We start from the raw sequence: 21,511 nt of genomic DNA on the forward strand, positions 1-21,511 counted from the left end.
ACGTATCCGAATCTGCCGTAATTGCTGTTATATAATTTTATTTACAGTTAATTACATATTTCATTATAGTGATATTCTAAAAATGATATATCAGGTTTATTAACTTTCGGTTCCTTAAATTTTAAGTTATTTAAAAGTTTTTTTATTTGATTGTCAGACTTTGGTCCGAAAATTATATTGTATTTAGAATCTATAGAGAAATAACCCCTGGCAAACATCTTATCGTGTAAAACACAAAAGCAAATTGCATTTTGAGGATTTAATCTTTGTTCTTTGTCGGCCATCCAAGGTTTTATATGACTGCAAACAAGCAAGTCCGATTTATTTATTTCACAAATAGAACAAGTAGAATTGTAATTGTCTAAAACAATTTCCCTTAGCTTATTTTGATAAGCTCTAACTTTTATGTTATTCTTAGATTCAGTCGGATTATTATTTTTATTTATTTCCTGATTTATAATATAATATTCCTCAGCTTCTTCTTTAATAAGATTAAACTCGTTAATCATATCTAATGCTTTTTTAAACTCTAAATCATCAGAGGTATTTAATTCGGAAATCGATTTTTTATTTAAAAGTCCTTTCTTGTCACCATGAATATTATAATGATGTAATAAATCCATAGCTACAAATCCTCCACCTTTTGTTGGGGCAGGTAAGCCGAGAATCTTCCTTTGGATATTCCTGTGACTTTCTCCATCTATCAAGTAGGCTTTTATTACTTCAGCAATAGTATAATTATCAAATTTTTCGGTGATTATCATAATTTGGTTTTAATTGCTATTAATTATCGTTTAAATCAAATCGTAAATTTTAAGTATAAATTTACAATATATTTTTCTCCACTTAACTATCATTTAAACTTCTAAAATATCCAAATTCTTCATCAATTAATACTCTTCTATCTAAACCTAAATTCATTTCTTCACAAGCCGTTTCGGCAACTAAAGAACATGAAAAACATGCTGATAGATTTAAATCGTAAATTCCTTGTCCTTCAGATTCCCAACAAAGTGGATCTGATGAACAGTTAATTGATCTTTCGAGTCCTTTTTTAATTATTTCAAGTATTTTTTCTGGTTCGCCCTGTGAAACTAAACCTCCCATACTGCCTTCTGAACCTTCTGCAGTATAGATAAGTACACCTGACATTAGCTTTTCAGGGTTTGATGAAATATATAGTCTTTCTTTTAAACTGGCTGTTGGGTATCCACAGGAAAACTCTAACTCTCTCATCATCATATGTGAGAAGGAGTGTATTAAAAAATGCTTGATTCCATGGTTTTTAATTTTCTGCATAAAACTTGCACCTTGTTGGTTAGAGTTAATTTCACGATTTAAATAATGATTAAAACGGTTTTGAAGTATTTGATTTTCGTTTAGCCATTTATCCATTCTATTTTCATCAAATTGAAAAAAGAGTCCCTCTCCTAATGTTTCATTAGCGGGTAACACAAATAGTTCATTATCATCAATTGAAAAAATATTTTGACCATCAGAGGATTCTTGAATCTCTCTATCTCCGTTTTCATTAATTTTTACAATTCTTTCTTTAGGCTTTACCCTAGTAAAGTCAAATTGGATATTAGTTACTTTTAACTCATCGACTTGGTGAATTTTAACAAAGTACCTCGATAAACTGTCACTTAAATCTATTTCTTTAAAACTTAAGCCTTTGTTTTCTTTTTCACCTTCAAAAAAAGAGTTCTGAGAAAAGCATTTATACTCTTGAAATCTATAATTTTCGTGAAAATCTTGTTTTTCATTTTCACCCTCTACTTTGAAATATTCTGTCCTTAATTTTTCAATTGTGAGCGATTCATCATAAATATCATTTTCTCTTAAGAAATCTTCAAAATCATCCTCTATGTTTTTCTCCCAATATTTTTCTTTTGTCTTAGAAGTTTTCGACAGATTTTCTTTAATAGCATCCATTGCTTTTTTTAATACTTGAGAGATGTTTTCTGCCAGATGCATTGGTATAAATAAACTTGAAAACCCATTGGCATAATAGGTATTATTTGCTGTCACCAATGCCACACTCATTTCCTCTCTATCACTATTTTTTTCATTACCATTTTTATGACACTTTTCATCTCGTAAGTATTCAGGATTATTTGGGTCAATCTCCCACGGTTTATGCCCTTTGCATTTTGGTTTTAAACTGTTAATACCCTCTAATGTAATTTTTGGTTTTTCTTTAGAACTTCCAGAGCCCAAACCACAAGAAGAACATTCAATATAAACAGAGCCATATCCTTCAGATTTCGTAGTGCTTTCAGACCACTTCAAATTTGGATTACTACAACAAGGTTCTACTGTGAATAAATTTTCTCCTGAATCTTCTCTTGGAAGTTGATAGGTTTCTTTTTGTGTCTTCCAATTTAAATATTTAGACCATGGAATATCTGATAAATGCCCATTAGGGCAAATTAATATTAAATTTGTTTGTGATAATTCCTTGTATAAAGGGATATTTCCTCTTTGTTCATTATTACCATCTGTGTATGGTTTAGTTCTTATTTGATTACCATCGGCATCTTTAATAGGAGAATTTGCATCACGAGGAGGAGAAAAATTACTTTTGGTATTACCTTTTTTAATCCATTCGGTCTTCCATTCATCAACTTTCTTTAATTCTTTTTTGCCATTTTTTTTATTTGCACCTAAAAACCATTTAGGAAAATGAGTGCCTTGTATTTGATAATCTCCAGCTTTCCCAGGGTTGCCATTATTAACTTCATTTAAAGCCATAGCGATTGGATGAGCAGGTTCAATTCTTCCGTGAACTTTTTTTGTCCAATTTACAGAATTAAAATTTTCGTTTAAAGCCATCTGAGGGATGGCCACTAAGCATTCTAGATTAATTAGTTCTTTTTCATGTTGTATGAATTTTACAAAACGTTTATCATCGACAAGTGTTAGCCCTAAATTTTTTGCTTCCCTTTTAATTCCATCATAAATATCCTTTGGAGGGCTTTGCAAAAGAATTTTTATTCTATTATTGAAAATAGTAACAAATTGCCATTTATTTATGTCGGAAACTAATACATAAGTACCAAATTTTGTGGTTATAATAGATCCCACACCAGCTGTTGATGATAGTAATTTATATTTACCAATACCTTGGTTATATTGATGTGATTGAAGTATGTTCATTTTAAATTGAGTTTATTTTAATAGCTGCCTCTGGTTCAATTACTCTTAAAGACATTGGTACCTGCCATTTTTTACTATGAATAGTTCCTTCATAAGCGTCTATATCTACGTATAGTTGTTTTTGATTTTGTCTAGCTCGGGTAAACACTAATTCTGTTTGATCATCCAGTCCATCCTCTAAGTCCTTCCATTCATCTAAAGCAATGGCAAGCCATTCTTTAATTTGAATTATATTTTCATCTTTTAGTAGGTTTTGAATTAGAGAGTCGAATGAATCTAATTTGGTTTTCTTTAATTCAAAATAGCTCATCAATTCATTTATAAGTTCATTTATATCATCATCAGTCAAATTATTAATTGCACTAGCTGTATTTCTATTTGTAAATTCATTTCGAGTGTGTCTTATCATTGTTGCTAAGTATAAACCTAAATATCGCTCAATTGCTTTTTTGGTAAAAGGTGTGATTGAAATCGGTTCTACATAACTGTACATTTTTTCGTGAAACTCAATAAATTTTTCATAATGAGAAATATCTCTTGCTCTAAATGGGTGGTGAACTGTAAGTACAAGGCCATAATCATTTCTTGCCACACGACTACTCGCTTGTATATATTCTGCTGTATTTCTAGGCATTGAATTCATAATGATTGTGTTAAACCTTGAAACATCAATACCCACGGAAATCATATTGGTAGCTACTAAAAATTCAGGTGGGACTTTTCCTCGAGTTTTAGTCTCATTTTCTATGTGAGCAAATCGATTTTCTGGTTTCCACTCAGATTCAACATTCTTCAATTCATTTTTAACTTCTTCTCCAGACAGTCTTCCTGTTAATTCAGCTTCTTGTATTGGTCCATATGTGTAAAGAGCGTGCATTAATTTTTGAGGTCTTAGTATTCGATTAAATACCTTTCTAAATTCTTTAAGAATGTAGGTTTGAATTTGAGATTGTGTTTTTCCAACCTCTTTTAAACTATTGAAATAAGATATGATTGTATGATAATAATCCATTACTTTAATGAATTCCTTATCATACTTTTCAAAGTCAATAGGATGATGATTTCCTAGTTCTTTCAATTCAAAAATCACTCTATGAGTCATTAAAATGGCAGATAAACGCATTTGCATCCAAATTTGAGTCCTTCCTGTTGGTAGTACACCCATATATTTTCTTTTGGCGATATACTCTGATTCAGTATTTTTAGCACCATTAAACCTTCTTTTGTAAAATGCAAAAAATGAATCATCACATTCAACACCCGGTTTTGGAAATAATTTAACTTCTCTACCAAATAGAGCAGCAATTTGAAGTTGTGTGTTTCTTGTAGTTGCTGTTGAGGATATTATTTTCGGGCGAGTACCATCTTCTGTGCATAATTGGTCTACAGCTGCTTCAAATAATGCAACGGCTGATCCTAGCGGACCTAAAAGAAGATGCAACTCATCTTGAATAATTAAATCAGGCGGCAAATAACCATTTTGTGGCTTTCCTTGTTCCCAATTTCCTTTTCCAAATAATCTTCTGGAGTCTTTTTGATTGTTGTTTCCATCAACTTTATGTGCTAATTGTGCAAATTTATCTACCGTTCCAAATAAAAGACTTGGTGGATGTTGGTAAATGGTTTCGTCACAGAGATTAACGGGAATTGGACCTTGAAAAAGTTTCTTTTTACTAGGTCGTCCTTTTCCAAAAGAGAAAGAGCATTTTTCTGTATTTGTACATTTCAAATGCAATTTGTCTTTATCATAAGTAGAAGTTCCATTACTCGAATCGGTTGATACTTCCCCTTTTAATTTTGATCCACACCAAGGACATTTAGAAAATGGAATTTTATTTTTCTTTTCCTTTTCCGAATTTAAATTTTGAAACTCCTCTATTAAAGATTTTTTTTCTTTGCTATCTACAATGTTTGATAATTTGTTTGGTAATGAATTATCACCAACCCACAAGCCTATCGTAATAGGTTCTAATCCTAATTGATTCTCATCCCATCTTCGCAATAATTCTAGTGCCATAATCAAAAGTGTGGCACGTTGAAACTGCTGCATTGTTAATAGGCGTAAAGTATAACGCATTATTGAAGCAACACCGCCACCTCTTTCTTTGTATAGCTTACGTCTATTTATAATAGTTAAAGCAATTAAACCGAGGTATGCTTCTGTTTTACCTCCACCTGTTGGAAACCAAACCAAATCTACCCATTCGTTTCTTGCAACCCATTGATCATCATTTTCTGGTTTGAAAATACCATCTAAGTTTAAAAGAATAAATGCAAGCTGAAACGCTCTCCACCCTGCAGACTCTCTCTTAGAAAATAATTTATCATTAGCTTTTTTGTAAAAGTCTACATTAAACTCACTGAAATTATTTTCTTCAATCAAGTCCTCTATTTCACCATTCTTCACTTTTTCCGAATGAAATAACTGCATAAACATAGCAGAATTCATCAAGCGAAAAGAATTTAGGTTCTCAACGTTGTTATTACCATCTAATAAGCACTCAATGTTTTTCTTCATTCGGTTATAATCCACCTCACACTTATCTAGTTCTTGATTTGCGATTTCATCAAATTGGCTTTGATATTTCTGATCTTTTCTTTTTTGTTGAATCCATTTACCATAGGAATCTACAAACTCTATTAAGCCTGAAACAACCTCACGATTATCGGCATCAGAAAAAGCTGAAAGCCATTTAAACTCCTGTGGTTTAGAATTTTCTAAAAATTGAGGAGAAGTGAATTCTCCGTTACTTTTCTCAATTGGCTCTTTGTTTTTATCTCTTGGCACAGGTTCTATATCAGGCGTCTCACAGGCTGGTAAGTACTCTGATTCAACACGAACTTTATTATTCTGTTTTGCCCAATTTACTGAACATCCGTGACCTATCGCGAAATCCTCAAACTGACGATAAATAAACTTTGTGGTTGTATCCTCATTAAATTGATTATCTGCGTCTTTTTTATACTCGTAATTTGTGTATGGAACGATATTATCACTTTCAGAAGCGATTTTCACACCAAAAAAAGCTTTGTTGTTTACCTTCTCTGTGGCAACTGAGTAGTATCTTTTACCTTTTGGGTCTTCTTCAAAGGGAGTGCTATCATTAATTAATTGGATTTTTACAAATACTTTTTTGCCTTCTGAATTTCTAGAATCTCTACTTAATTGAATATTAGCCGATAATGAAGCATATTCTTCTTTATCTAATTGAATTTTGAATAAGTGCTCTAAACTATTTGATATTGTGCTATTATTTCTTTTAACTTCAATTTTTTCACTATAGTCTTTTGATTTTTTAGCTAAATAAGTCTTTTTTGCTTTATGTGCTTCAAAATTAATGTCAGATATGTTTACTTCAGCTTGTAAGTTTTCCGAAGCCCAAATGGTATTTCTGTATAAATTGAGAAGATCCTTAATATGGTTTTTAAAATTTTCAAGTAATTCCACTTTTTGAGAAGCTTCATAGAGTTTCTTTCTTGTTTCTGTGTTATCTGTTTTGTTTTTTAGTTCAGAAAAAATGGTTTGTGTTAAGCTGCTTAAATTATTTGGAGTAAAATTTAAAGAGCCCTTTATATAAGGTTTGATATCTTTTTCGAAGATTTCATTTGCTTTATTTTGGTCATTAGTTCTTAATATTTGATTTATTTCTTTTATTTCATCACTAGATAGTTTGTGGTTGGCTTTCAAACATTTATTTATACCGAAATCTACAACAGTGATATATTTTGATAAATTGTTGTTTGTTACAAACTGATTAAATAAAATTGGATTTACTTCACATAAAACTCCAACATTTAGTAAATCGTCTTTTGTTAATTTTCGATAATAACGCGCATAAATATTGAAACCCAGATTACCATCTACCAAGAAATCTTCCTTCAAACAAAACGTAAGTCCCATTGTTTGAGGAAACATTTGATTAAGTTCCAAACTATCATTACCATCAACATTTTCCGAATTGTGTTTTAATTTACTTTCCTCTTTTTCCTCTTCTTGATTATCATCTTCGTTTTCATCATCATTGGAATCCATTTGTACCCCAACTTCTGCTGATTGACTCTCATCTTTTGGGAATAATATACCAGTACTATATAAAGACGCAGGCATTATATTAAGAATTTCAAAGTCATTGTTAATTGGAAATTCAGTTTTGAGATCTTTGTCTGTGTTGCAAGTACCATTCAAGTTTACATATCGATAACCGCTAATACCAGGTCCAAGCGTCTGTTCTCTAATAAAGCGTTCTAAGCTTTCTCTTTTATTGAATATTTTATTCATTCTACTCTTTTTTGTATGTTTTTTACTTCTCTAAATGACAACTTACTTATCTCAGGCTTAAGTAAATCTACTAGCGTTTTAAGTCCTTCGATTGGGTTGTCTTCGTCTATCCCTAATTCATCCAGACTAAAATTATTTTTATAGTAATCTATTCGGTTGTTTAAAATTTGACCCTGAATTGCCTCTTCATCAAAACAGCCATCATTAAATAAATTTTTTAATATTCTACTATAAATGCGAGTAGCATTTCGTCTACCACTAATATTGCTATTCCTAATGGTATATATTATTCTTAAATAGGCTGTTGGCAGCTCTAAATAATTGCAAAGTACCTTAAAAGCTTTATTTCTTCTAGGAACCAAAGATTCTGATTCAGGGTTTGTCCAAGTGCTTTCAAAGTAGCTTTGTTTCACCATGTTTATATTATTTCTAGAGAATAAGGACTTTAAATCATTATAGACAACCTCTTCATTTGATTCAGCGACCTTTCTGGAAAGTAATATTTTCCATAATCGACCTACATTATCGTCTTTTAAATCAAATTGGTTTCGTAGGATTTCTAAATCTTTCTCTTGTTGAGCAGTGTCTACAAGCTTTTCTGCTGGGTTAAATTCATCAATTAATTCGTCAAGTTTCTGAACATACAAGTGATTTTCATCTAAGTCTAAATTCTGATAAATCCATTTTATAGGTTGAATTCTCTTTTCTGAATTAGCTTCTTCAAAGTAAATCATCAAATCTGATGGGTTACATGTGTTGTGCTTATTATTCTCAAAGAGAACTTTAAATGTGATTCTTGAATCAGAACCTGAATAGTTGCTTTCCAAATCCCAGGAAATATCTAACCGTTTCTTAGGTTTTAGGTTTTGTATTTTTTCTTGAAGATTATCCCATTCAAAATCACTCCTTCTTATAGGATGATCTAAAGCTTTAAAATAACTTTTAACCAAATTATATTTGGACCACTTATAGGTCTGCTCAAAAAATAGAGCCGGGAAAATACATTTCAATCTAGTATTATAGCTAACAGATATTTCGTTAATATTCGGGTAAAAATGGTTGTTAAAATTTCCTTGATCTCTGTAGGAGAGAATAATGATTTTTTCTGTATTGATGTCTTCCAGTTTTTCCCAGTCAATAAATTTCCCATTTGAATTTACATTCAATGAGTTTTTTATCAAACTAAAAAAACTTTCACTTTTTAAGATAGATCCATCTAAAACTATTTTGTAGTCAAAATCAAGTACATCAGATACTGTATTCTTTAGATTTTCAAGAATAATAATATCCAATACATTAATTAAAGAGTTTCTTAAATTTACAATATCATCTTCTGGTAAGTCCAAGATATCTGCTTTACTATCTTCTGAAATAAGTTGGCTATTCACATCTGGTGTAAAAATATGCTCTAAGATGTATTCCTTTATTTGGTTGTTGTAACAAAGCGAATAGACATTCATCATTTTGATAGAACGAAGTTCGTATAATTCGTTACTCTTACATTCCAGTTGAAAGTCTTCCCAAAAAGTGGAATAGCTATTACCAATAAATCTTATGTTGGTTTTTGCGTTTTTCTGGATGGCTTTTAATAAAGTGTACTCTTCTAGCAGAATAGGATAACTTTCGAATGAATTTATATTAAAGCGTTCTTTTACTAGTTTGAGTCTATTAATTAAATTATCGCTAGATAAATTTTTCTTACTAAATGTAATTATTATTAATCTATTAAATTTAGTCTCATAATTTTTGTTCCAATTATTCAAGATTTCAGAATTAAAATTCTGCATTACTCTCTTGCGCTCACAATCATAAAGAATAATCGTCCGTAACTCATCAATTAATTGACTATTTTCACGGTCAATATCTTCAAGTGTCAATTTGGTATTTATAAAATTATATCCTATTGATGCGTTTTCAATAGTATTTGCATAAGGTATTACTTCTATATAATTTGACAGGTGATTTTTCGTTTTTACTTGACAGTTTATCAAGCTTTTTACTTCAAAGCTTGAATTGGAGTCAAGAGCTTTTAAAAAACTTAACCTCCTTTTAATTATAGTCTTTTCTTTTTTCCAGTTTTTGTAAATCTTATTACCTCCATTCTTTGCTCTAGCATTTTGAGGGCATTGCATTAGTCTTTTTTCAACTCCATTTAGTGATTTTATTTGTGCATTTAATTTAGTATTTAAATCTTCTGAAATGAAATCTCTATTTTTATTAAAAATATACTCTCGAACAAGAACATATTCGCTGATAACGTCAAGCAAATCATTATCAATAATGTGAAAATGTAAATGAATTTTGTTTAATGAATTACTTTCAAACTCTTGTGTTTTATAAATTATTTGTTCGGTGTATTTTAGAATATTAGCATACTTATCTTTCTTTGGATGTTGAACTTGTAAAAAAGCTTCTTCAAAACCTTCATTAACATTTTTGATTAAATCGAATAAACATTCTTTGATATGATTTTTTAAAATATTCATGATTTAACAATACTGATTTCAACATTTAAAATCGCTCTAGTCAATCCAATAAAAATCTCATATTTATTGAGCTCGGATGGTTTTGAGATGACCAAAAAAACATTCTTTTTTTCCAGGCCTTTATATTTTAAAATAGAAGTATAACGCAATTTGTTTGCAGTGTCTGAAATGTTGTTTTCATCCAGTTCCTCAACATCTTTAACGATTAATAATTCTCTCAAATCTTCACCACCTTTATAATTGCCCTTTAGAAATGTTGATTCAATAAGTAACACGCAATCTTTTCCTATCAGAGATGAATCCGTTTCTCTAATTGGAGTGAGGATATTTTTGAGAATATGTTTTTTTACTTCCTGTAATGTTTTATGTTGAAATACTTTTATTTGAGAGTAATCCTTTTCAAATGCTTGAGAAGAAATTGTTTTTGGATTTTCTAATACTTCAGAAGAAAATTTTCGAATTTCAGGATTTTGAGCACTTCTTTTTACTTCACTTATTTTAAAATGACTATAATATTCAGTCATTAAATCCGCAATTCCGGCAACATTTCGTCCACTCATTGAGTAGCTTTGATCAATATCGTATAGAATAAGAGAGTTTCCATTTTTTAATCCCTGATTGTTAAATCCCGAGAATTTATTGATAAAAACATCCAAACCTCTATCTAAAAAATCCTGTGCTTCGTCAATTACAATAAAGTCAAAAGGGATTAGTTTGTCCTCTTCTTCGAGTCTATAAATTGTACTCTTAACTAAATCATAAAAGTCATCTTCACTCATAGAGGAAAGTTCATTAAAAGAATAATTTGGATTTAGTCTTTTGAAAAACCTAAAAAACGTTGTCACTTCAACATTGCTAGCAAGATTTCTTTGATTTAAGATAGATTTGTTATAATGCATTAAAAGATTATTCCAACATAAATAAATCCCATTCTTGTTGTATTGCTTATCAATAAAAGCTTTAGCAATAGTTGTCTTGCCAGAGCCTGGGGGTCCTTCAATCATTATCCTTGGATTTTTATATAAACCTTCTAGTATTTCTATGTTCTGTATGCCTAACCATTCAAGAGTGTTGATTGTGTTTAACTTGTTCCTATCACTTATTATAGGACTTAGTATTTTTTTTATCGCAACACACTCTCTAAGAGATACCTCTTTGTAATTTCTAAAGTGTTTTTTGTGTTTGTTTTTAGAGTATTCAATTGCGTTTATTAGGAATTTTTCAATTGAATTCTCAAAATTTGAAGCTGTAAGTTTAGACCAAAGTAGATTGGAATCAATCAATTTTGATTCAAATGGGTAGTCAACGTGTGGAAAAGCAGTCGCTTCACAAAAAAAGCAGTTCTTGAAGTTATTTAGCGTATTGTCTTTTAAAGTGTACTTGTACCCCTCAGCTTGTTTGAAGGGATTTTGTTTCATAGGTGTATTGAAGTCTCTTCCATAGTAAAAAGTATTATTTTTAGTAGAAATTGGACCACCCTTAACTTCTAGAACTAAAAGTCCATATTTACAAAGAATTAAAAAATCTATTTGTGCACTGGTCTTTTTATAATAATTAAAATTGTCTGAATGTTCAGGTAATTTCAAATCGTGCCAAACATCCCATTCTATATCACTTACTTTTAAATCAGTCCATAATTTTCTGTATATATCAATTTCACCATGTAGAGGTGAGCCATCTTTCTTTAGTATGATAGATTCTAAAGAATCTACAGGGTTATTAGGATGAAATCTTACAGGCATATTTATTGATTATTTGCAACGGAAGAAATTTTATTAATGGCATATAAAGCTAAAACTTGTTTAATAGGCACTTCTTCCTTGTAAAAAAAGATCTTATCATCTTTTTGATTAATGGTTTCTTCATTAACATTACATTTTTTTATAATTTCATTAATCGAATCGACGAGTTCAGTTGGTTCTTTAAAGTGATTATTTGATTTCTGTTTTTCATATAGATTCTGTAGCTCATTTGCACCAGCTATTTTATCTGAAAAACCATTATTTATATGTTTTAAAAAAGCATTTCCTCCGTTAAATTTTAGTATTAAATTTTCTAAAGCTGAGTAGTAGTTATCGCTTATCTTTTGTATTGGAAACCCTTTTCCCGTTCCATATTGTATAGAAGTAAACCACTTACCTTCAGCTACTTTTTGATTTTTTTCAATATCATAATTTGATAACGTGACTGTTAAATTGCCATCCTTGAATGCATGTCTTCTAAATCTTGCACCTTTGTTTTTTGTAGGGGGGGTATCAAAATCTTTTAGAGAAAAAGTATTTAAATTAAATACATTTTTAAGATTTGACTCTTCTTTTAAATTTAAAGCTTCAGGTTTAGGTATGTTTAGTTCCGTTAAAACTACTTTTGCAAAAGACCTGCTTACAGCGCAACAAACAGCATTCCCTACCATACGCCATTTAGCACTTTCTTTTCCTAAGAATTGATACGTTATAGGAAATCCCATTATTACAGCAGCTTCTCTTACAGTTGGTAATCTATATTTCCCATCTCCGTCTCTCTTAATTTCGCTTTTGTAAATAATAGACTCCCTTGAGTTAGCTATTTTTGTCGCAGTTATAGTTCTACTTGGCTTATCTTCATTTTCAGGGAAGGACATCTTACCCATAAAAGGATGATTAGTTTTGAAATATTTAGAAAACTTCCATTCAACCTTATATATACCAGTATCATAAAAGTGATCTGTAATAAATAATTTGGATATACTTAAAGGATATTGAGGGTCGTTGATTATTTCTTCTGATTTTGTGCTAAATGGACTAGGGAAATTTTGCTTAATATCTTTTATTATTCGATACTTAATTTTTCCATCACATCCTGATTCTCCATGTGTTTGTGGTGGAATAATCAATTTTTTATTCTTTATGATTTCACCTGATACAACCCTTTTTCTTGCCTGGAAAGAACCATAATTTGCAGAATTAATAATTGTAGTATTATCATACAAATCAATTGCTATGCTATTTTTACTTATCCTATGCCTTTCAGCCCAGTCTGATAACCCCAAGTCTTTAAAAGTATATTCAGTCTGTAAATATCTTTTTGAATTGACTACATTTTCCATAAACCAAGCTTTCAATATTGATTTAGGTTGATGCTTTTTAACTGCTACGATTCTTAAAAAAGTTTCAGTCAATTCAACTCCTAATGACTTGTCTGCATTTCCAGATTTATTTGAGCTTGAAAAACTCACACATGGTGGGCTACCTATTATAATCTCTGTATCAGGTAAAGCTTCAATACTTTCTATTGAAAATTTGAAGTCTAAAATGTTAGTAGGAGTACAATTTAGATTAAAATTATGATTGAATGTATCTACAGCAGGTTTCCAATTATCGTATCCATTAATAATCTCATAACCCATTTGTCTAAAACCTTCAGAAAAACCTCCTGCGCCACAGAAGAAATCTATTACTCTAAGTTTTGTCAATTTAAATATGTTGTATGTTTAATAATAGTTTTGGTTATTTGCATCTGTAAATGCGAAATAAAAAAAGCTTTTTGTAAATTAATAAAAATAAAGTAAGATTTACAATTATAATTTTTTTTGTTCTATTGCGTCATATAATGTCTGTTTTGATACTTAGTTTTTGAATGAGACAAGCAATTATTTGTTTAAAGTGAAATAATCCGGCCCATATTAATACTTCTCGTTTTTTATCGTCAGTATCTGCCATTTCTTCCTCGATTAATAACTTTTATGCATAAACATATTAAAAAATCCTGGGATCCAATGCGTCATTCTTTTCCAGCAAAATAGTTTCATCGGTACAGACCACCACTATCCTGTTCTGATTATATGCATGCATTAAGTTTTTGGCCAGACACACTGCTTCCTGTTTGATCTCCTGGTGACTTAAATCTGCCTTAGGATAATTGATAAGTTGAATAACCAAATGGGGTTCGTTTTGTCCAATACAAGCGATAGTAGATTCAAATATGTTTACGCTTATAAGTCGTTCATCTTTAGCTAGCCTGGATTTTTGATAGTCATGAATGAACTGAATGACTTCTTCCTTAGGAATTAAGTCATCTGAATAGTGCCTTTGAAGCCCCAGGTTTATGGAGGCCTGGTAGGTGCTTACTGTTTTAGAGTTAATGTTCATGATTTAGCTTTTTCAGTTCGTAAAATACTATGTAACCCAAATAAATAAAAATTCAGGCCCACCAGTCAAGATCTATTGATTTTGCATCTGCTGTGATCTGCTTCATCAATTCCGGTCCTGTATGCTTAAATATAATGCCTTTCCGTTCTCTGTTGGATAAATAGCCTCTTCCTACAAAACCGACTAGGCGATCTTCCAGACCATCCAGCAAACGATAATCATATATCGGTTTGACGCCATAATTCTTCTTTCCAGGAAAGATGCCGTGCTGGGTTAGCATAAGCAATGGAATGCGCTCATCTTTCTGAACAAATTCTTCATCGTTTACAAAATCAATGCTGCCGTTTTCTAGGTGCATCGGTTTGGGGATGTAATCCAGGTACTTGAATTTTTTAGAGTTTAGTTCAGATGACATCAGATGGTCCTGGCGCCAGAGTAAGATGCTCTTGTATTTGGTGCCCACGATAAAGCTGCTTTTATGATTATGAAAAGCAAGGTGCTGGGTATCCAGATGACCTGCAGCATTATAGCAGTAAGCCCTGTAGTTACCGGCATTGGAGAAATCCAGCATGGTGTTTCCCGTCTTACGGGTCACCTCAATGAACAGGTGCCTGCCTGCTTCTTCGAAATCGACTACGCGTATGCTGTTGTAATTGAGTCTGATATGGACAATATCAGGACTTAAAGGCTTTTGTGGTTTATTAAAAAAATTCATGACAAATAGGATTTAGATTAAACATTAGCTATTTGCATTAAAAAACATAAAAGGGGAGAGTGTCGTTTATTTTGACCTAGACTGTCCACATTGTTTTTCCACCGTGGTGTTTATCACTCGGTTGGCGCATATTGCTATACTTCTTAATGCTGATGCATAAATAAGATTTTCTTAGGAGTAATTAGTCAGGGTGAATGTTAAAATTATATTTTGTTATGAGTGAAAAAATGATAAACAACTTGAAACAAACAATTTGGACTAATGTTATTTTGGTTTAGCCGTTGCTATTTTGCAACGGTGATTATTGTAGCCGTTTCAAGATCCATTTGCCTTAGCCTTACAATATCGTAATTAAAGTATTCAAATAAAGTTAAAGGACTTAAAACCGTTAGTGTAATGAAAAGCCTAAATTTTTTTTCATTTGAGAAAACAATCTGATAGTGCATAGTAACATAGAATTACAAAAAGTATCACAAAGCTTTCCTAAGAAATCTAAAAACCAGTTTAAGTTTAAAATGATCTCGTTATATTAAGGTTTATAACAAATTTTAAAAACGATTGATTATGGAATTTAATACTAAGATTAAAGAAGAATTAGAAGGAAGAATTAAAGGACTGGAAGATCTCATTGCAGAAAAGGGTATAGGCTCGAAACAGCTGAATAAAGCTAAAAAAGTACAGCGTGATGGAAATATAGCTTTATTTCTAGGGGGCTTAATCACCGCCGCAGGAATTGCTTTTTGGGCCATGAACCGAAACAGTGACGATTAATATCGGATAACAAGCAATCCGGTTGCAAACGCATTGTAGCTATTTAAATGTTTTTTATAAAAGTCCAATAGTCCACTATTGGACTTTTAATTTTATGCTTTTAAACATAACTCATGTGTGCCCATACGTCCCAAATCCAAAAAGTTTCAACACTGCAAGAACATTACAAGGTTCAATTGTGTGACCAAACATACTGAGTAATAGCTCACCAATTCAGTAAAGATTTATTTCATCCACAGAAGGAATCTAAGGTGGAAAGTACTCTGGATAGGCTAGAGTATGAGGGGTTGAAGGCGGACTATTGTTTAGTAATCAAGTGTTCCAACGGTTAAACCAACGGTCAATTATAAAGGCCGTTGGTTTAACAGTTGGATACTTAGATCAATACACTAATTTTACAGATTTCATGAAATCAATATAGTTTTTATAAGCAATCTTAAAGTCATCATTATTATCGGAAATTCTTATGTCATTAAGTTCTGACTCATCAGTTTGTCTTATGATTTCTTTTAAGTCATGAAATGCTTGAACAGTTTGAGGGGAAAGTGAGTCGGCAAAAGCATCAAAGTATTTATCTAAGTCAACTTTATGGTTAATTAGTGCAACTAAAACTCTATCTAAACTCCAACTCAAATTGTATAAAATTATAAACCTACCTGATATAAAGGCTCCGCCTGGTGTTTTTGCTGATTTGGGACATTGGGATAAGATTTGTTCAAAGCTCATTCCGTGCAAAGCAAATATATATTCAGCTTTCTTTAGATCTTTAGTAGATCCTCCGATGTCATACTTTTCAACCTTATCTATAAAAATTGTTTTTTCCATATTTTTTAATTTTTTATGCGTTTTAAAATTTTTAAGACTTAAATATGTTGTTGACTTGTTGACTTTTTACGCTAGAAGTCAACAAGTCAACATTAAAGTAAGCCTTCAATAAAAGTTTTATGAAAGGTGTAAACTCTCCCTTTTTTATTTAAGACTTGTGTTTTATGCTCATTATTAAACTCATTAAAGACTTTATAATAAAACTTATAAGTAGTAGATTCAGAAGGATAGAGGTTCCATTTTAGGTTTAGAATATTTGTAATATCTCCTTTCCTTATATGGCTTCGATCAGTCTTAAGCAGATGTGTAATGTCTTTTAAGGTTAACTTAATGGTTTCCTCCTGGGCGACATCAAAATATTCCAATAATATTTCAATTAAATCCTTTTCATCTATATCGTAAGAGTTTTTAACAACTCTAGCTAATGCTTCAGTTTTAATGTCTCTTGGCTTAAACCACATTCTGGAGGATTTAGGATATTTAATTTTTCTATGATTTAAGTAATACTTAAAATGAGGTATTTCTTCTTTAATTTTCTCATCAAAATCTTCTATATACTCGTTTAGTTTTTTGATTTCCAAAACCCAGAACCTAATTTCTTCGTCATCAACCACTATAAAATCATGAATATTATTGGATGCTAACAATATCTTTCCATAAAAATTTTCTTGCCTTTTATCGATGCTTTTCTTTTCCCTTAGCTGTGTTTTTGACGTAGCTAACTCTTTTATGTAATCTGTATCCTCTTTTTTATCGAACTTAGCTTCATCTACAGCTATTATGAGTTTGTTTACCCATGAATCATTAAATCGATTTTGAAAATCCCTTTTTTTAATAACTCCAACATTGTTTTCAAATAGCATGCGTAACCAATTAAGGAATGTGGTTTTACCAGTATTTCTCTCGTTACTTACCAAACACAAAACTTGTAAAAGCTGAGTAGGATGGTACCATAGGATACTGAGATAGTCTAATCCTAGTTCCAGGTGTTCTCCAAATATCTGTTGAAGTAGTTTTTGAGTATAAGGGAAGTCACCTTTTTTTACAGGTCCGCTTAGTTGGTTGTATTCGTTATAGAACCCCCTGACTTCTCTCTTGAAATTTACATGTGATGGAAAATTTATAAAATCATCATACCTCTTAATGTTTTTAACAAAGTCTTTACCATGGTCATCAATTATAGATGTTTTGTCCCATTTGGCCAGACGTCTGAAGCATTGTTTATCATTATAAATATCAGGCTCATAAACAACTTTAAAATAAGTTGTACCTACTCTTATGTATTTGTCATTATTATTAGTAATCATAGATGTAAAAATTTAGAAGTGAACATTTTTCAATTTTATATTCAGGGTTTTTAACGACTCTTACAATGACTCCATCGCCATCTTGATTTTCTTTAAGCGCTTGATTGATTTTATTTTTCAATCGTTTGGTCGTTGGCTTCAATAATAACTTTTCATTATCTATTAACTCTACGAGTAATTGTAATGTAGTTTCTAATTCAATACTGCAGCGGTCACTTAAGTTTTCGTTTCGTAATAAATTATGTATTATCCTAAGGATATAGACTAATGCTTTTTGAAGCTTATAATTTGAATCTACCAGATAGGGAGCTAGATTATTTTTTTTTAAGGTGTTTAAATCCATGGAGAAATGTTTTTTAGGTATACAATTTTTTTCTTTTTATTGTCAAAATAAGCCTGAGTGCCGTCTGCTCTCCTAGGTATATTATCAATTTTCTCATATCTTTTTTTAAACTGAGCCATCAACTGTTTGAAATCCCCTTTGGTCAAAGGTTTGTTATCTTCACTTGTGAACAGATTTTTTAAGGTGTCAGTAGCCACATTGGCAATAGCTGCATTTCCAATTCCAGCAAGGTTGATGGTGGCTTTAGTGTTTTTATCTGAAGATTCAGGTTTTGAAAGACCAGTCTTGGTTTTCAACTCCAACTTCTTGTTTTTTTGGAAGTGGGCTTTGACTCGACACGTATTGGAGCAGTATTTTTGAATTTTTCGTCTGCGTGGTACATACTCTTTAGAACAGTAACCACATGTATAAATATATGTTTCCATAGTATTATGAATTAAATAAACGTTTGTTTTACGCTTAGTTTGAAAAAAACTAGAGCATTTGAATTAGACTTTATGCTTTCTAAGGTATTCGTCGGCTTGGTTTTGAATATCCTGATCGGTATCAACATTGCCATTGCGAAGCCACTCCTGGATTTCATTTTTGAAGAAATAAAGGCGCTTACCTTTCTTGATGTGTGGTATTTTGCGTTTATGAACTAAGCCATAAATACCAGAAGGCTTCATGCCTAAAAATTCAGCAATACTTTTGACATCAAAATGCTCATTAGAAGTAGCATTTGAGTAAGAAGATTTTGGACTTGTCGTAAGTTCTCCAGTCTCATTTTCGAATTTGACCTGGATGTCATTAACGGGATGAAGCTCTCCGTTTTTTGTTTTAATAAACAATTCTGTTTTCATAGTATAATATTTAAAATTATACTTCGAAACTATTTGATTTGCTTCGTTCTATTAAATCGTTAGAAGGGTGATAGGTAGGTGTTTATTTAAAACTTAATTTTCATAAAACTGTTAATCAGCATGTTATATTTTATTTTTTATTGAAAATAACCTAATGTTTATTTTTTTTTGCAAGAAACTCTATATTTAGGTGCGCTATATATTGAATAAAATTGTTTAACTCAAGTTGTCTTAATATGTTTTTTAAATTTTCTAAAGTCTTAATTTCATTTGATGAAAAATCTCTTTTAATCATAGTATAAAGACTAGTGTCATTCGGATTTTTGAAAAATATATCCAAATCATTTAGGTTTGAAATCATTAGTGTCAATTTCATTAATTCAGTTGTAGGTACATCTTTTTTCACAAAATTGAGATAAGCCTTGAATAAAACTTTTTTATCAGACTGGCTTAAGTATTCTAATAACTTCTTTGTGTTTTCTGTTTCCCTAGAATAGTCCTTTTTACGCTTTTTGTTATCAGTCACAGCACTTGGGTAAATCCTCAACCTAAGTTTTTCTGTAAGCTCAGGTTTATCCTTTTCTATGTTTTTATATGTAAAATCCTTAAAGTCATTTAGCTTATACATAAAGCTGTAGGGGGTGAGATTAATATCGTGATTAATCTGTACTCTTTGAAGAGCATGCAATTTTGCGATATTCTCTATTAATTCAGTTAGATCAATTTCTTTTTCATGCTCAGAGACAAATGAATTGAAATCATTGTCAAGTATTCTAATTATTTTGGAAATCTGATCACCCTGGTATTCGTCAAGTGTTGATTCAATAAACCTGTATGAATCTTTGACTAATTGATCATCCAGTATGGAGTTAATTTCATTGGTGTATGTTTCTAATATTCCATTAGAAACATAATTAAACTGAAATTCATTTTTTACTCCATCTTTGAATTTTTCTAAAACTACTATTTCTTCCTTTGTAATGATTTCAAAATATTTCTTTTCAAAAATTTGACTATTCTTCATGTGTATTGATTTTTATTTTATCTAGAGTTTTTGTTTTTGCTTTATCGGTGACTTTAGCGTAGGTCATGGTTGTATTTATATTTTTATGCCCCAGCATTTTAGACACAGTAAAAACATCTGTTCCATTTTCGATTTGGAGAACAGCATAGGTATGCCTAAAGTTATGAAGTGTAATATTCTTATTTATTTCAGCAGCCTTAACCCATTCCTTGACAGCCCTAATGGCAATATCATATGTAATGTCGAATATTTTTCCTTTCTTCTCTGGACGTTCATCGATAAGTAGTTGATAAGCTTCTTTTGAGATTGGATTTAAGGTATATTTTTTGCCTTTAGTGTGATAGACCCTTACAACATGATTACCGGAATTGTCTTTTGAGATATCTTCCCATTGCAGTTTACTGGCTTCGACAAATCTAAAACCAGTATGAGTACAGAAAAAGCATAAGTTCTTGACCGTATTATTTTTTAAAGGCGTATTCCAAAGCTTGGTTAGCTCCTCAAAGGTTAAATACTCCCTTAGTTTGTTCTCAACCTTTACATTTTTGACTCCTTTTGTGATATCTTCTTTTAATACGTCTTCTTCATAAGCCTGATTCAATACGTTAAGGAAATGTTTGAAATAAGTGGCCACAGTTGCGGATGAAAGCTCATGACCTGTCTTTTTACTCACTACGGTTTGTAAATGTTCTTTATAGCCTTCAACATGCTTCTTGTTTAAGGATCTGGTGTAAATCTTTTTAGCGTAGTCCTTGTAATGCATCAGTGAAGCTTCCCAGGCCTGGTGGTTTTTTTTTGATACCTTATTTAATTTGCGATCGACCAGTTCCTGGTAGTACTTTATAAAATCAATGTTTAAGACGACATTATCCTTAAAACCATACTCTTTATTGTAAATACTTAAATTCCTGCTGTCTCTGATTTTTTCAGCGATGGATAAGTTGGTTTTGTTGTGAGATTTCTGTTTTGAATTGGCTGGCTTTTCGAAAATGTGCATTTTTAGAAATTCTCTTCTGGTTTCTTTTCCATCCTTATTGATGATTGGAGGATAATAATCCAGGTATAAACTGAGTTTTCCTCCTTTAATGGGTTTCTGTCTTAAACTTACTTTTACAGCCATTAAATAAAATTTTTAAAGATTAAATCTACTATGTTTTTAGGGACTACTACAAACTTTCCGTCATTTCTTTTTTGAACTTTATATTCGTTTAAGGTCTTATAAACGGTAGAAGAGGATACATTATACTTCTTACTTATTTCTGAAATAATATAAAAATCTTCGGAGTCATATTCTTTATTTTCTTCTGGCTCAAAGTAGAGGAGTTGCTCTACACTTTCTCTATCAATTCTTGTCAGGCGTTTATGGATATTATAGGCTCTAATTTTTCCGTTTTTAATCATACTGTAAACGGTCTTTCTGGTGACCCCTAAAGCCTTTGCTGCTTCGTGAGCAGTCATAACATCGTTTGTTATTTCGCCAGTTATTTCACCCCTCTGAACAACATCGTTGGTAATTTCGCCAGTAATTTCACCCCCCTGCCCGGGAGAGGAAATTTTCATCTCTGAGCTAGTTTTTTGATTTGATTTTTTAGCTTCAGAATTTTCATTAGCTGCTTTTACCTTTTCTTCTTTT

Annotated in this window: 17 protein-coding genes and 1 riboswitch; of the genes, 1 reads left to right on the plus strand and 16 read right to left on the minus strand. The window is 31.2% G+C overall.

What is annotated here, in order from left to right; genetic code table 11:
• Nucleotides 1-47 precede the first annotated feature (47 nt).
• The 8 genes from LB450_RS00920 to LB450_RS00955 form a co-directional block, all read right to left on the minus strand.
• Nucleotides 48-764, minus strand: a complete 717-nt coding sequence (locus LB450_RS00920; RefSeq protein ID WP_224485951.1) for an HNH endonuclease — start codon at nt 762-764, stop codon at nt 48-50.
• A gap of 82 nt (nt 765-846) precedes the next feature.
• Nucleotides 847-3,159, minus strand: a complete 2,313-nt coding sequence (gene drmB, locus LB450_RS00925; protein ID WP_224485952.1) for a DUF1998 domain-containing protein — start codon at nt 3,157-3,159, stop codon at nt 847-849.
• Nucleotide 3,160: 1 nt separating this feature from the next.
• Nucleotides 3,161-7,438 carry a helicase-related protein gene (locus LB450_RS00930; protein ID WP_224485953.1) on the minus strand — a complete coding sequence of 1,426 codons (4,278 nt, stop codon included), beginning with the start codon at nt 7,436-7,438 and terminating at the stop codon, nt 3,161-3,163.
• On the minus strand, nt 7,435-9,924 hold the full coding sequence (locus tag LB450_RS00935; protein WP_224485954.1) for a hypothetical protein: 2,490 nt from the start codon (nt 9,922-9,924) through the stop codon (nt 7,435-7,437). Before LB450_RS00935 ends, LB450_RS00930 begins: the two co-directional genes overlap by 4 nt.
• Nucleotides 9,921-11,666: a nuclease-related domain-containing DEAD/DEAH box helicase gene (locus tag LB450_RS00940; protein WP_224485955.1), complete on the minus strand. Its 1,746-nt coding sequence runs from the start codon at nt 11,664-11,666 to the stop codon at nt 9,921-9,923. Before LB450_RS00940 ends, LB450_RS00935 begins: the two co-directional genes overlap by 4 nt.
• A gap of 2 nt (nt 11,667-11,668) precedes the next feature.
• Nucleotides 11,669-13,375: a DNA cytosine methyltransferase gene (locus tag LB450_RS00945; RefSeq protein WP_224485956.1), complete on the minus strand. Its 1,707-nt coding sequence runs from the start codon at nt 13,373-13,375 to the stop codon at nt 11,669-11,671.
• Nucleotides 13,376-13,658: 283 nt separating this feature from the next.
• Entirely contained in the window at nt 13,659-14,051 is a 393-nt protein-coding gene (locus LB450_RS00950; protein WP_224485957.1) for a hypothetical protein, read from the minus strand.
• A 52-nt stretch (nt 14,052-14,103) separates the two neighbouring features.
• Nucleotides 14,104-14,766: a hypothetical protein gene (locus tag LB450_RS00955; protein ID WP_224485959.1), complete on the minus strand. Its 663-nt coding sequence runs from the start codon at nt 14,764-14,766 to the stop codon at nt 14,104-14,106.
• 57 nt (nt 14,767-14,823) lie between these two features.
• Nucleotides 14,824-14,921: riboswitch (SAM-I-IV-variant riboswitch) on the minus strand.
• A gap of 409 nt (nt 14,922-15,330) precedes the next feature.
• Between LB450_RS00955 and LB450_RS00960 the strand changes: the two genes are divergently transcribed.
• On the plus strand, nt 15,331-15,537 hold the full coding sequence (locus LB450_RS00960; RefSeq protein WP_224485960.1) for a hypothetical protein: 207 nt from the start codon (nt 15,331-15,333) through the stop codon (nt 15,535-15,537).
• A 381-nt stretch (nt 15,538-15,918) separates the two neighbouring features.
• On the opposite strand, the gene LB450_RS00965 is transcribed toward LB450_RS00960, so the two are convergent.
• The 8 genes from LB450_RS00965 to LB450_RS01000 all read right to left on the minus strand — a co-directional run bounded on the left by LB450_RS00965 (nt 15,919) and on the right by LB450_RS01000 (nt 21,438).
• Nucleotides 15,919-16,362 (minus strand): hypothetical protein, encoded by a 444-nt coding sequence (locus LB450_RS00965; protein WP_224485961.1) that lies wholly within the window; start codon nt 16,360-16,362, stop codon nt 15,919-15,921.
• 92 nt (nt 16,363-16,454) lie between these two features.
• Nucleotides 16,455-17,669 (minus strand): primase-helicase family protein, encoded by a 1,215-nt coding sequence (locus LB450_RS00970; protein ID WP_224485962.1) that lies wholly within the window; start codon nt 17,667-17,669, stop codon nt 16,455-16,457.
• The gene (locus tag LB450_RS00975; protein WP_224485963.1) at nt 17,659-18,012 is read right to left on the minus strand and encodes a hypothetical protein; all 354 of its coding nucleotides are present in this window, start codon (nt 18,010-18,012) and stop codon (nt 17,659-17,661) included. The genes LB450_RS00970 and LB450_RS00975 overlap by 11 nt, the downstream gene beginning before the upstream one ends.
• Entirely contained in the window at nt 18,003-18,437 is a 435-nt protein-coding gene (locus LB450_RS00980) for a SprT family zinc-dependent metalloprotease (protein WP_224485964.1), read from the minus strand. The genes LB450_RS00975 and LB450_RS00980 overlap by 10 nt, the downstream gene beginning before the upstream one ends.
• Nucleotides 18,438-18,500: 63 nt before the next feature.
• Entirely contained in the window at nt 18,501-18,854 is a 354-nt protein-coding gene (locus tag LB450_RS00985) for a helix-turn-helix domain-containing protein (protein WP_224485965.1), read from the minus strand.
• Nucleotides 18,855-19,005: 151 nt separating this feature from the next.
• Nucleotides 19,006-19,878: a hypothetical protein gene (locus LB450_RS00990; RefSeq protein ID WP_224485966.1), complete on the minus strand. Its 873-nt coding sequence runs from the start codon at nt 19,876-19,878 to the stop codon at nt 19,006-19,008.
• Nucleotides 19,868-20,998, minus strand: coding sequence for a tyrosine-type recombinase/integrase (locus tag LB450_RS00995; protein WP_224485967.1), 1,131 nt, complete (start codon nt 20,996-20,998; stop codon nt 19,868-19,870). The genes LB450_RS00990 and LB450_RS00995 overlap by 11 nt, the downstream gene beginning before the upstream one ends.
• The gene (locus LB450_RS01000) at nt 20,998-21,438 is read right to left on the minus strand and encodes a helix-turn-helix domain-containing protein (protein ID WP_224485968.1); all 441 of its coding nucleotides are present in this window, start codon (nt 21,436-21,438) and stop codon (nt 20,998-21,000) included. The genes LB450_RS00995 and LB450_RS01000 overlap by 1 nt, the downstream gene beginning before the upstream one ends.
• Nucleotides 21,439-21,511: the final 73 nt, after the last annotated feature.

Origin of the sequence: Psychroflexus curvus, from assembly GCF_020164585.1 — a bacterium.
In the GTDB taxonomy this organism is placed as follows: Bacteria; Bacteroidota; Bacteroidia; order Flavobacteriales; family Flavobacteriaceae; genus Psychroflexus; species Psychroflexus curvus.